The organism is Clostridium sp. ZBS2 (genome assembly GCF_023845855.1).
Classification (GTDB): Bacteria; Bacillota; Clostridia; order Clostridiales; family Clostridiaceae; genus Clostridium; species Clostridium aquiflavi.
This window is the reverse complement of the sequence record NZ_JAMQIF010000023.1, coordinates 2165-15867: the sequence shown is the minus strand read 5'-3', so window position 1 is coordinate 15867 and position 13703 is coordinate 2165. Positions and strand designations below refer to the sequence as shown.

Here is a 13703-nt window from a genome sequence, read left to right as displayed (position 1 = left end):
CTTATGCATATATAAACACTAGCATATATTAAAATACAGTATGAAATTTGGGAGGAATATAGAAAATGGAAGCATATAAAAAAGAGTTTATTGAGTTTATGATAGAGTGTGGAGTTTTAACTTTTGGAGATTTTGTAACTAAGAGTGGCAGAAAGACACCTTTCTTTGTTAATACAGGAAATTATAAGACAGGAAGTCAATTAAAAAGATTAGGAGAATATTATGCTGAAGCTATAAAGGCAAATTATGATGACGATTATAATATAGTGTTTGGACCAGCGTATAAGGGAATTCCTTTAAGTGTTACAGTTACAATGGCCTTAAGTGATAAGTATGGAATAGATGTAAGTTATTGCTCAAATAGAAAAGAAGTTAAGGATCATGGAGATACTGGAATACTTCTTGGAAGTAAATTAAATGATGGAGATAAGGTTTTAATAGTAGAGGATGTAACAACATCAGGAAAATCTATTTATGAAACAATGCCTATATTAAAAGAACAAGGAAATGTAGATGTAGTAGGACTTGTTATATCTGTTAATAGAATGGAGAAAGGTCAAGGCGAAAAATCTGCATTAGTAGAATTAGAAGAAAAATATGGATTTAAAGCTTGTGCCATAGTTACAATGACTGAGGTTGTAGAGTATTTATATAATAAAGAAATTAATGGAAAAGTAATAATTGATGATGAAATCAAAATTAGAATAGATGAATACTACAAACAGTATGGTGCCAAATAGAAATGAAGAGTAAAAAAACTAGAAGTTACTTGATGTGATTTTAAAGTAACTTCTAGTTAAATTATAATTTTGTTTAAAGGTTAAGATTAGCGATTTTTTTATTTCTTTAATTCTGAAATGTGAATGGTATTATAATTATAATCTTTAATTGCTTTTACAATTTGCTGTAATGGAGAGTTAGTATTATAGTCAATATTCAGTTTATCATTATCTATTTTTAAATTTATAAAATCTAATTCAATTGATGGATGATAAAAGAAACTATTTAAAATCTTTGAATCATTCTTTTTAAGTCCGTTTATTATAGAAGATAAATCATTAGGGTCTGGAACGTATCCTAATGGTGTTGGTACATATAAATTGTTTTTATTGTTGTTGTATAAATTAGAGGTTGAGTTGTCATAAGGTTCGTATATATATTGAAAATATTCTTCAATTACACTTTGTTGAAGTTTTGTATCTCTATAATGTGGACTTTCATAAAAACTTATAGGGATATTTAAGCCACTAGCAACATCAATACCATTTTCAATTACCTTTTTAGTATCTTCTATTGTATTATTTACATCTTTAGATAATTCTTCTCCAACAGCACTTCTATCATTGCCACTTTGGTGAGTATAACCATGCAAACCAATTTCAGCACCTTTATTTATTAAATAGTCTAATAAATTAATAAAACCTACATTATTTATAGTGTTATTTTTTAATAAATCATTATCTATGTTTTCTGTAGGAGCTTTAAATCTAGGAATCCATCCAACATGGAATTTTATTCCTTTAGAATATAAAAGATTAGCCATACATTTTACTTTAGCTTGATTCACATCTACAAAGTTAGTATCACCACATGTAAAATCTTCGAATCTAACCATGGCTACTTTTTGGCTAAATACAATGTTGGATAAATTAGGTTGCTCTAGCTCATTATTTAGCAAACTGATACTTTTTTTATTAAAATCAAATATAGCTATAAGATCAAATATGTCTTCTATATCTGATAGAGATATATAAGTTTCATTATCATGAACTAAAGAATTTCCTCTAAGGCTAAATTCTTTGAGATTTTTTTCAAAGGTATTATTTTTTAGGATAATATTTTTATTATCCTTTGTTAGTTGTATTTCATTATTTGAATAATCAGTAGAATAACCCAATATTTTACTTATAGATTTGATTGAAAAATAATATCTTTGAGCTTTTAATAAGGTGGGTATGTTTTTTATAGTTGTTTTATTTAAAATATTTAAAGTAATATCAGGTACATTTTCTATTGGCATATTATCAAATTTAATATTTGATACATATTTAGTTTCAAAATTATTTGTTGGTAATGATTTAGAATAAATTTTATTGTTTATAATTGTTAAGTTGTTCTTAAAAGTATTATTATGGGCAATAAAAAAATAAACTCCTAAACATATAATGATGAATGAAATAAAATAAATTAATGTTTTTTTAAAATTTTTAATCATAAGTATTCCCCTTTTAAATATGTAAATAAAATTAATATATATATATATTAATTATAACATTTGAATGTGTCAAATTTCGAATAAATAAATTAAAATTTTCTTTTCAATTGATAATCATTATAACTTAAAAACGTTTAAATAGCAATATTGTTAATTTTAGTGGATTCAATTGAGAAAAAAATAACAATCTTTACAATGATTTATTTTATAAAAATGCAAAAAAACAGAGTATAAGTAAATAAATAAGATAATATACAAAATAAGTAAGTGTAGTTGTTTATGAGCATAAAAAAATATAAATTTTAAGAAAAAACAGAAAAAAGCTTTGAATTTACACTAATTTATATTATAATAACATTGAGAAAGATTTAACAAAGTTTTTTCTTGATATATATTAAAAGGAGGCAAAATCATGTTTAAACAATGGGAAGGATTTAAAAACGGTACTTGGCAAGAAGGTATTGACGTAAGAAACTTTATACAAAAGAATTATAAAGTATACGAAGGAGATTCAAGCTTCTTAGAAGATATAAGTGAAAAGACAGCAAAGGTATGGGATAAAGCATACGAATTAATTGTTGAAGAAGTTAAAAAAGGAATAATAGATATTGCAACCGACAGAGTTTCAGGAATAAATAACTATGAAGCAGGATATATAGATAAAGATAATGAAGTAGTAGTAGGACTTCAAACTGATGCTCCACTAAAAAGAATTGTAAATCCATTTGGTGGAATGAGAATGGTTCAAACTTCATTAAAAGAATACGGATATGAATTAGATAAAGATATAGAAAAACATTTTTCAAAATATAGAAAAACTCATAATGAAGGAGTTTTTGATGGCTATACAAAAGAAATAAGACTTGCAAGAAGTGCAGGACTTTTAACAGGACTTCCAGATGCTTATGGCAGAGGAAGAATAATAGGTGACTATAGAAGAGTAGCTCTTTATGGTATAGATTATTTAATAGAAGAAAAGAAAAAAGATCTTGATAATCTTCAAGGGGACATGCTTGATGAATTGGTAAGAAAAAGAGAAGAAGTTTCTATGCAAATTAGAGCTTTGGGAGAAATAAAAGAAATGGCAGCTAAATATGGCTGTGATATATCTAAACCAGCATCAAATGCCAAAGAAGCGGTACAATCTTTATACTTTGGATATTTAGCTGGAATTAAAGAAAATAATGGAGCAGCTACTTCATTTGGTAGAACTTCAACATTTTTAGATATATATATTGAAAGAGATTTAGAAGCAGGATTAATAACTGAAAAAGAAGCTCAAGAATTAGTAGACCAACTTATAATAAAATTAAGATTAGTAAGACATTTAAGAACTCCAGAATACAATGATTTATTTGGTGGAGATCCAACATGGGTAACTGAATCAATTGGCGGTATGGGTATAAATGGAAAGTCATTAGTAACAAAGAACTCATTTAGATACTTACATACATTGATAAATCTAGGTGCTTCAGCAGAACCAAATTTAACAGTTTTATGGTCAGATAAGTTACCAGAAAACTTTAAAAAATACTGTGCAGAAATATCAATTAAGACAGATGCAGTTCAATATGAAAGTGATGAAGTAATGAGACCAATTTATGGTGATGATTATGCAATAGCTTGTTGTGTATCAGCTATGAAGGTTGGTAAACAAATGCAATTCTTTGGAGCAAGATGTAATATTGCAAAATCACTTTTATATGCAATAAATGGTGGTTGTGATGAATTAAAAGGAATTAAGGTAATACCAGGAATTGAAGTAATGAATGATGAAGTTTTAGATTTCAATAAAGTAAAAGAAAATTACTTCAAAGTTTTAGAATATGTTGCTAAAATTTATGTAGATACAATGAATATAATACATCATATGCACGATAAATATGCTTATGAAGCAGGACAAATGGCTTTACATGATACTATGGTAGATAGACTTATGGCATTTGGTATTGCAGGTCTTTCAGTTGCAATAGATTCATTATCAGCTATTAAATATGCAAAAGTTAAACCAATAAGAAATGAAGAAGGACTAGCTATCGACTTTGAAGTTGAAGGTGATTTCCCTAAATACGGAAATGATGATGATAGAGCAGATGATTTAGGAGTAGAATTAGTAACTAAGTTCTCAAATGAACTTAAGAAACATCCTTTATATAGAGATGCTAAACATACATTATCAGCACTTACAATTACATCTAATGTTATGTATGGTAAGAAAACTGGTACAACACCAGATGGAAGAAAGAAAGGTGAACCTTTAGCACCAGGAGCTAATCCAATGCATGGAAGAGATGCAAATGGAGCATTAGCATCATTAAATTCAGTTGCTAAAATACCTTACAATGAAGTTTGCCAAGATGGTGTTTCAAATACATTCTCAATTGTACCAGATGCACTTGGAAAGAGTGAAGAACAAAGAATATCTAATTTAGTTTCAATTTTAGATGGATATTTTGTTCAAGGAGCACATCACTTAAATGTTAATGTTCTTAACAGAGAAACATTAATAGATGCAATGGAAAATCCAGATAAGTATCCAACATTAACAATCAGAGTTTCTGGATATGCTGTTAACTTTAGCAGACTATCAAAAGAACAACAATTAGAAGTTATAAGCAGAACTTTCCACGAAAGTATCTAAGATTAAATAATTAAGGCTATATTTTAAATATTTGTTGATATATTAATAAGTAAAGTGGAAGAATAATTAGTTGAGAATTGAGAATTGAGAGTTGATAGTGGAGAGTGAAGGAAAAAATTCCTCCATGGAATTTTTGAAATTATATTTTTAGAAAGTCTGTAAGACTTTCATCCTAAACTTTCAATTTTCCACTCTCGACTCTCAATTTAAAAAGGGCATACCCCTTTTTTATATATACTATAAATTCATAAACATAACTTAATAACTTAATTATACCCCTGTCTTAAATGGCAGGGGTGTAGTTCTAGGAGGATAGAAAAATGGTTAAGGGAAGAATTCACTCAATTGAAACTATGGGATTAGTAGATGGACCTGGAATTAGGGTAGTTGTATTTTTTCAAGGGTGTTCATTAAGATGTAAATATTGTCATAATCCAGATACTTGGACTTATGATGGTGGAGAAGAATATACTGCAGAAGATTTAGTTAAGAAGATAGAGAGATATAAAACATATTTTAAAAGTTCTAATGGTGGAGTTACATTTTCCGGTGGAGAACCCTTAAGGCAACCAGAATTTCTTCTAGAAGTATTAAAATTATGTAAAGAAAAAGGAATAAACACGTGTTTAGATACCTCAGGATTTGGACTTGGAGAATATGATGAAATATTAAAATATGTAGATTTAGTTTTATTTGATATAAAACACTATGATAAAAATGGTTATAAGAATGTAACTTATATGGAAATTGATGAGTCATTAAAATTTTTACAAGGGGTTCAAAATTCTAAAATTCCAATTTGGATTAGACATGTTGTTGTTCCAGGATTAACTGATGGGGAAGAACATATAATAAATCTAAAAAAATACATATCTAATATAAGTGGGGTTGAAAAAGTAGAATTATTACCATATCATCTGCTAGGAAAAAATAAGTATGACGTTTTAAATTTTAAATATCCATTAGAAGGTGTTCCAGCTATGGATAAAGAAATAACTAAAAAATATCAAAGTATTATTGAAGAATAAATAGAAATAAGGAGCTTTAAATTTTAAAAGCTCCTTATTTTTTTATTATATAAAAATAAAATTATAATAATAAAGAAAAGTTTTCTTTTTCGAAATGACATATAGGACAAATCCAATTACAAGGTAGATCTTCAAATTTTACTCCAGGTTTTATATTACTATCTACATCTCCTATTTCAGGATCATATATATACCCACAGATATCACAAATATATTTTTTCATGTGAATTCACCTCATTCAATATAATATTTGTTGATAATAATATAATATTTAGAGGATTATATTAATGTTAATAAATATTAATGTAATCCTCTAAATATTCAATTTAATTTGTTAATAAATATGAATTAAATCTATAAATTAATCAACTGAATGGGTAAATTAACACTTTGAAAGAAATAATTTTAATAATTATTTCTTTTTAAGTAAATTTGTAAAATATCCTCTTGGGAAATATCCTTTTTTTAATCCTTCAGTTACGGTTAAATAAGTTGCAGTTGTATCAAATCTTGCATCATGATAATTACCACTACCTTTAAATAATTTATCAGAAGTTTTAGTGATTTGATCTTTTGTTATTCCAAGAAAATTTATTACTTCTTCTAATTTAGGATTCTTTATTTCACCATTTGCTTTAGGAAGTTTACAAATATCTCTATAGTGAGCCATTGTACAAAAAGAATGTTTTGGGGTGAAATCTTCACCTAATAAAGATAATTCGTGTTTTAAAAATCTAATATCAAAATTTACATTATGTCCTATTAAGAAATCAGATTCTATAAAATCTTTAAAGAATTCAGGAACTAAATCTTCAAAATATTGACCTTCTGATAATTCATATAGTTTTTCCAAAGAGAAACCATGGATTTCTTGAGCTGATGGATCCATTTCATCAACTGTAAAGAAGAAATTTTTACCTATTGTTATTTGTGGTTTAGAACTTGCATCTACAGTTATATAACTTAATTGACAGATGCTACCTGGCTTAATACTAGTAGTTTCTGTATCAAAAAATAATAATTTCATTATAAAATAATACCTCCTTAGTTTATAAGAAACTTAATTATAGTATTTAATACTATATTAAAGACATTATTCTAATTAATGCCTAAATCTAATTATATAGTATTTCTAAAGTTTTTCAATTAATTCAACTAAACGATAATTATTATTAAATACTATTGAATTTGATTATTATTTAATGTATACTGACTTAGAAAGAAATAAGAAACCTAATTTCTAAATAATATATTTATAATATTATTTAGAATCAATTTAATAGGAAACAATAATAAAGTATTTTAATATGTTTATAAATTTGTAAAATAATAATTTATAAACGTTTTGATAATAATATATTAAAGAATAGAATATTTAGGAGGACTAGACATGGCAAGAGAAAGAAAACGTAAGGTATCAATTATAGGTGCAGGATTTGTAGGATCAACAACAGCATTTGCTTTAATGAATAGTGGAGTAGCTACAGAAATTTGTATATGTGACATAAATATGGATAAAGCCATGGGAGAAGTTATGGATTTAGTTCATGGAACTTCATTTGTAAAACCAGTTAATATATATGCTGGTAGCATAGCAGAAACTAAAGATTCTGATATAGTTATAATTACAGCAGGAGCAGCACAAAAAGAAGGCGAAACTAGATTAGACTTAATTGAAAAAAATTATAATATATTTAAAGGATTTATTCCAGAAATAGCAAAAGTAAGCCCAGAAGCTGTATTATTAGTTGCATCTAATCCAGTAGATATTTTAGCATATATTACATATAAATTATCAGGATTCCCTAAGGAAAGAGTAATAGGAACAGGGACTGTATTAGATACATCACGATTAAAATACGTTATAGGTAAGTACCTAAATGTAAACAATAATAATATACATGCATATGTTTTAGGAGAACATGGCGATAGTGAAGTTGTAAGCTGGAGTACTGGAAGTATTGCTGGAGAAGGATTTGATGACTACACAAAGAAGTTCTCATTAGAATGGGATGAAGAAATAAGAAGTGTTATTGAAAGTGATGTTAAAAATGCAGCATATGAAATAATAAGTAGAAAAAAAGCTACCTATTATGCAATTGGATTAGCTATAACTAAAATAGCAGAATCAATTCTTAGAGATGAAAATGCTATTCTAACTGTTTCATCATTAATGCAAGGAGAGTACGGTATTAGTGATATGTACTTAGCTATACCTACTATAATTAATAGCAATGGTGCAGTAAGAATAGTAGAGCCAAATATAACTCAGGAAGAAATAATTAAATTACAAAATTCAGCGAATATATTAAAAGAACATGTATCAAAATGTCAAATTTAAATTTTATTTGACAAATTATTATTAATTTATTATACTGAATGAGTGAAATACGGATGTTTAGGAGATCGAGTATGCAAATGCATTTCAAGATCTCCTTTTTACTAAATATTTATTTAAAAAATATAAGTAATATAGAATAATTTAAGGGGGATTTATTTATGAATATTGAAAATGTTATTATTCCAGAAGGATATAAAAGCAAAAATTCATTGATAGAAACAGAAGTTCATATTAAAAAGATTAAAGACTTTTTTGAAAGAGCCCTTGCAGAAAGCTTAAATTTAACTAGAGTTTCAGCGCCTTTATTTGTTGAACCTCAAACAGGAATGAACGATAATTTAAATGGTTCTGAAAGACCTGTAAGTTTTGACGTTTTAGCAACAGGAAAAGATGTGCAAATAGTACATTCATTAGCTAAATGGAAAAGATATAGTTTATATAGATATGGCTTTAATGTAGGTGAAGGCTTATATACAGATATGAATGCTATAAGAAGAGATGAGGACTTAGATAATCTTCACTCTATATATGTAGATCAATGGGATTGGGAAAAAATAATAAACAAAGAAGATAGAAATCTAAATACTTTAAAAGATGTAGTAAAGAAAATCTATACTGTATTTAAAAAAGCTGAAGACTATGCTTGCAAAGAATCAATGGATGAAGAAAAATTTTTACCAGAAGAGATATTTTTTATAACTACTCAAGAGTTAGAAGATATGTATCCTGGAAAAACTGCGAAAGAAAGAGAAGATCTTATAGCTAAAGAAAAAGGCGCAGTATTTATAATGCAAATTGGGGATATATTAAAATCAGGAGAAAAGCATGATGGGAGATCTCCAGACTATGATGATTGGACTATGAATGGAGATATAATCTTCTACTATCCAATTTTAGATAGGGCATTTGAAGTATCATCAATGGGAATTAGAGTTGATGAAAAAGCTTTATTAAGACAACTTAAAGAAGCTAATTGTGAAGATAGAAAAAATCTTGAATTCCACAAGATGTTATTAGAAGGTAAATTACCATATACAATTGGCGGAGGTATAGGACAATCAAGAATATGTATGTTTTTCTTGAAAAAAGCTCATATAGGTGAAGTGCAAGCTTCAATCTGGGATGAAAAAAATCTAGTGGCATGTGAAAATCATGGTATAAGATTATTATAAAAGTACATATTTCAAGGCTCTGTTTTAATACAGAGCCTTAAAATATGTATAGGAAATTATATCTTATATCCTAAAACTAATTTCTCCACTTGTTACAGCTTTCTCATTTCCAGCTGTATCTTTTACAATAAGTTCACCATTATCATTTATACCAATGCAGGTGACTATTTCTTCATTATGATAAGTTATAAGTTTTGCTTTTTTATTTAAAAGATTAGAATTTTTTCTACATATATTTAATACTTCAGAAATATCATTTTTAAAAATAAATTTTTCATAAAGTGGTTCGAAATTGTTAAGAATTTCTGAAAGTATTAAGCTTTTGCTGAAGGTTTTATTGAATTCTAATTTTAATGACGTAGCTATGTCTTTAAGTTCATCTGGAATTTCTTGACTTTCTAAATTTACATTTAATCCTATTCCTAAAACCAAATAATGTATTCTATCTATATCACATTTCATTTCTGTTAAGATACCACATAATTTTTTACCATTAACAAAAATATCATTAGGCCATTTTATATGTACATTAATGTCTAAGTTTAAAAGTGCTTTATAGACTGAAGCAGCTGCAATTTGAGTTATTTTCGAAGCTTCTGAAGGTGGAATATTTGGCTTTAATATTAAACTCATCCAAATGCCATTGGTTGGTGAAATCCATTTTCTATCAAAACGTCCTTTACCTAAAGTTTGTTTTTCAGCAAGTATTAATGTTCCATCACTTATAGTATCATTATCAGCTAGTTGTTTTGCAGTTTTATTAGTTGATGGGAGTTCAGAAAAATATTTTATATCTTTAGCTATTTTTTTTGTTTTTAATAATGGATTTATTTCATTTGGAAATAATGTATTAGGTGAGGATATTAATTTATATCCTTTGTTTGAAATTCCATCTATAACATAGCCTTTATTTTTTAATGTCCTAATATGTTTCCAAATAGCACTTCTTGAAATCTTTAATTCTAAACTTAAGGTTTCTCCAGAAATATATTTAGAAGAATTTTTTAATTTATTTAAAATTTTATTTTCCATAATTAAATATCTCCTTTTAATTCTTTAAGATTATTTTTGTAAGAATAATTATTAACTTGTAAAAACATATAATTATTGAATAAATTATATCATAATAAGAAAAAAAAATTAAAATTATATATAATAAAGATGAATATTGAAAATAATTACTAACATAATTATTGAATTTTAAATTTTCGTATTATATAATTATAAAGATAGTCTGATTTTAATTTACATATGGTTATAAGTACTTTTAGAAATGAAAAAAGAAAGGAAAAATTTCATGGATAAAAACATAAAAAAGCAGAAAAAAGCTGTAAAGGCTAGACCAAACGGTTCTAAAAAAAGGAAAAAAAGAAAGAAGGTTTCTTTTAAAGGGGTTTTAGGATTTTTAATATTTATGGTTATTTTCACAGCTTGTACAGGCCCTTTTGTACTTTTATATGGCCCTTTTGAAAATGCAAAAAGAACATTTGTTGGAGCTGCAATGACATCTATGAATCATCAATTTTTAGCAACATGGTTTTTATCAGATGAAAAAATAGCTGAGATTTTAGGTACTTCATCAGTTGATGAAACTTCTGAAAATACAAATGTTAATGAAGTAGAAATACCTAAAGTAAAAGATTCTAATATTGAATTGCATACAATAGAAAATCCTAAATATAATGGATATCTTTTAACAATAAAAGATCCAACTAGAATAAAAGTAGGATATACTTCTAAATTAAATGTAGAAGGAGAAACTACCTCTCAAATTGCAAAGAATAATAATGCAATAGCAGCAATAAATGGAGGTGGATTTACAGATAGTTCTTCAACAGCTCAATGGACTGGGAATGGAGGACTTCCAACAGGAGTTATAATGAATCAAGGAAAGGTAATTTTTAATGATAAAAATGAGAATGAAAAGACTGATTTATTAGGAATTACAAAAGAAGGTAAATTAATAGTAGGAAATTATTCTGTAAATGAACTTAAGAAGTTAAATATAGAAGAAGCTTTAAGCTTTACTCCAACTTTAGTTGTAAATGGTAAAATGACTCCAATGGCAGGAGATGGCGGTTGGGGAGTAGCTCCAAGAACTGTAATAGGTCAAAGAGCAGATGGCGCAATCCTCCTTTTGGTTATAGACGGTAGAAGTGCAACAAGTTTAGGTGCTACATTAAAGGAAGCTCAAGAAGTAATCTATAAATGTGGAGCTGTAAATGCTATAAACTTAGATGGTGGAAAATCAACAACAATGTATTACAATGATAAGATAATAAATAATCCATCAGATAGCTTAGGAGAAAGAGCGATACCAACAGCAATTATTGTTGAGTAAAAAGGAGAGACAAAGATAATGAAAGTTATTAAAAGAATAATTTCTTGGGCAATACTATCTCTAATATTACAATTTGCTGGTTTGTTCATTTTAGATAGTTTTGTTTTTAAACATTCTTCAGATTTTAAAATAAAGAAAGTAGAAACTGATGTAGCAGATACTAAGAATGTAAATGCAACTATTCCAGATGGATCAGAAGATGTAAAAATATCTTATGATGGAAGATATTTAACTTATAATTATAATAATAAAGTATACATAGAAGATACATCAACAAATGAAAAAAATGAAATTAAGACTCAAGATGGTGGAGATATAATGTATTATAAGTGGCTATCTGATAGAGATAGAATAGTTATAGCAGAAAAGACTAATATAGATGATGAAGAGAAGATAAAGCTTGTAACATATGATCCAACTAATAAAGTTCAAAGTGATGTAAGTGAAGTATGTAGCTATAAAAGTAATATGGAAGTAAAAAAGATAAGTGTTTCAGTTCTTACAGGAGTGTATTATGTTGATGTAGACAGAGGTGGAATGAAGAATACTGTTTATAGAATAGACATAAACCATGATTTAACAAGAGTATCTCTTAAATCTGATGTATTAGGTAATATGGATGTTATTCCACGTTACGATAGATTGATTTATGAAGATGAGGTTAACAACACTTTTTATGCAACAAGTCCTAGTAAGAGACTAGTAATCAAATCAGATAAAGAATTGGCATTACTTGGAATTGATGCCGAAGGTGTTATATATATTGGCGAAATAACAGCGGATAAAGTTTCGAAAATAATATATGGTACAGTAGATGAGGATACATCATCATGGAAAAATTTAGACTTAACTGAAGTGGTAAATCCAAAAGATATGTATTTTAATAGTAAAAGTGAAATACTAATTAATGATAATCTTCAAGGAATAGTAAAAAATCTTACTACAGGAAAAGAAATGTCATATGACGGAAAACTAGTTGAAATAAAAGAAAAGTTTGTAGCAACAGTTGTAGATGGAAAATTATCATATACTAGTTTAGTAGAGGAATAAGAAGTTTTATAAATGAAATTATCTCTAAGACATTGATTTTATGCTTTATTAGTCAGAAATTCAATTTAGAGATAGTTTCATTATTTTTTATAAAAAAAATTGTTTATGACAATAATGTCAAATATAAATAAAATTTAAAATAAGGAGAAAACGTATGTATAGTATTGAGTTTAAAATGCTTTTGGATAAATTGTTTGATTTAATGGTATTAATACCAGCAATTTTAATTGCATTTACATTTCATGAATATGCTCATGGAAAGGTAGCAGATGTATTGGGGGACAAGACTCCTAGATATGAAGGTAGATTAACATTGAATCCTGTTGCGCATATTGATCCCATGGGATTTCTGATGATATTATTATTTGGATTTGGATGGGCAAAACCAATTAGAACTAATCCATCTGCATATAAAAATTATTATAAAGATGATTTAAGAGTTAGTGCTGCTGGAGTATGTGCAAATTTATTAGTAGTATTAGTAACATCAATATTATTTGGAATCTATGCTAGATTTGCAATTAATGTGTTACCTGAATCTTATTATAGTGTCATTTATCTTATGATTAATAAGATTATTCTTATTAATATTAGTGTTGCAGTATTTAATTTATTACCTATACCGGGATTAGATGGATTTAAAATATTAGAAGATCTGATGCCAAAGAAATTTTCTATTATAGGAGAGAAATTATATAAATATCAGATGTTAATATTACTAGGCATAATATTTTTTGGAGGCTTTATAATTAATATTCCAGTTAAATTTTTATATATGAAAGCTCTTAATTTAGCAGTAATTATAATGTCGTTATTTTAATTTAATGTAATGGGTATTATGAAATATTAAGTTATTCCGCCCACTTTTCTTATGCATATATCAACACTCTACCAAAATAAAAATGAGTTCGAAAA

12 protein-coding genes are annotated in these 13703 nt (G+C 26.9%); 8 read left to right on the top strand and 4 right to left on the bottom strand.

What is annotated here, in order from left to right; translation table 11 throughout:
- Nucleotides 1-65 precede the first annotated feature (65 nt).
- Nucleotides 66-740, top strand: a complete 675-nt coding sequence (gene pyrE, locus NG918_RS14010) for an orotate phosphoribosyltransferase (RefSeq protein ID WP_252213108.1) — start codon at nt 66-68, stop codon at nt 738-740.
- A gap of 98 nt (nt 741-838) precedes the next feature.
- On the opposite strand, the gene NG918_RS14005 is transcribed toward pyrE, so the two are convergent.
- Nucleotides 839-2215, bottom strand: a complete 1377-nt coding sequence (locus NG918_RS14005; RefSeq protein ID WP_252226711.1) for a DUF2334 domain-containing protein — start codon at nt 2213-2215, stop codon at nt 839-841.
- A gap of 412 nt (nt 2216-2627) precedes the next feature.
- Here NG918_RS14005 and pflB point away from each other — a divergent pair, with 412 nt between their 5' ends.
- Nucleotides 2628-4856, top strand: coding sequence for a formate C-acetyltransferase (gene pflB, locus NG918_RS14000; protein ID WP_252213111.1), 2229 nt, complete (start codon nt 2628-2630; stop codon nt 4854-4856).
- A 320-nt stretch (nt 4857-5176) separates the two neighbouring features.
- Complete coding sequence (gene pflA / locus NG918_RS13995) at nt 5177-5884, top strand: pyruvate formate-lyase-activating protein (protein ID WP_252213113.1); 708 nt, start codon at nt 5177-5179, stop codon at nt 5882-5884.
- A gap of 61 nt (nt 5885-5945) precedes the next feature.
- Here pflA and NG918_RS13990 read toward each other — a convergent pair whose 3' ends face one another.
- Both NG918_RS13990 and NG918_RS13985 read right to left on the bottom strand, forming a co-directional pair.
- Nucleotides 5946-6107, bottom strand: coding sequence for a rubredoxin (locus NG918_RS13990; RefSeq protein ID WP_252213114.1), 162 nt, complete (start codon nt 6105-6107; stop codon nt 5946-5948).
- A gap of 189 nt (nt 6108-6296) precedes the next feature.
- Complete coding sequence (locus tag NG918_RS13985; protein WP_252226709.1) at nt 6297-6911, bottom strand: 3'-5' exonuclease; 615 nt, start codon at nt 6909-6911, stop codon at nt 6297-6299.
- 363 nt (nt 6912-7274) lie between these two features.
- Here NG918_RS13985 and NG918_RS13980 point away from each other — a divergent pair, with 363 nt between their 5' ends.
- Both NG918_RS13980 and asnA read left to right on the top strand, forming a co-directional pair.
- Nucleotides 7275-8225, top strand: a complete 951-nt coding sequence (locus tag NG918_RS13980) for an L-lactate dehydrogenase (RefSeq protein ID WP_252226707.1) — start codon at nt 7275-7277, stop codon at nt 8223-8225.
- Nucleotides 8226-8383: 158 nt separating this feature from the next.
- Nucleotides 8384-9397 carry an aspartate--ammonia ligase gene (gene asnA / locus NG918_RS13975; protein WP_252213119.1) on the top strand — a complete coding sequence of 338 codons (1014 nt, stop codon included), beginning with the start codon at nt 8384-8386 and terminating at the stop codon, nt 9395-9397.
- Nucleotides 9398-9460: 63 nt separating this feature from the next.
- Here the strand turns inward: asnA and NG918_RS13970 are convergent, their stop codons facing one another.
- Nucleotides 9461-10429 carry a biotin--[acetyl-CoA-carboxylase] ligase gene (locus NG918_RS13970; RefSeq protein WP_252213120.1) on the bottom strand — a complete coding sequence of 323 codons (969 nt, stop codon included), beginning with the start codon at nt 10427-10429 and terminating at the stop codon, nt 9461-9463.
- Nucleotides 10430-10694: 265 nt separating this feature from the next.
- Here NG918_RS13970 and NG918_RS13965 point away from each other — a divergent pair, with 265 nt between their 5' ends.
- The 3 genes from NG918_RS13965 to NG918_RS13955 all read left to right on the top strand — a co-directional run bounded on the left by NG918_RS13965 (nt 10695) and on the right by NG918_RS13955 (nt 13608).
- Entirely contained in the window at nt 10695-11738 is a 1044-nt protein-coding gene (locus NG918_RS13965; RefSeq protein WP_252213536.1) for a phosphodiester glycosidase family protein, read from the top strand.
- Between the two features lie 18 nt (nt 11739-11756).
- Nucleotides 11757-12788 (top strand): dipeptidyl-peptidase IV, encoded by a 1032-nt coding sequence (locus NG918_RS13960; RefSeq protein WP_252226704.1) that lies wholly within the window; start codon nt 11757-11759, stop codon nt 12786-12788.
- Nucleotides 12789-12942: 154 nt separating this feature from the next.
- Nucleotides 12943-13608 (top strand): site-2 protease family protein, encoded by a 666-nt coding sequence (locus NG918_RS13955; protein ID WP_252213124.1) that lies wholly within the window; start codon nt 12943-12945, stop codon nt 13606-13608.
- The last annotated feature ends 95 nt before the right edge of the window (nt 13609-13703 follow it).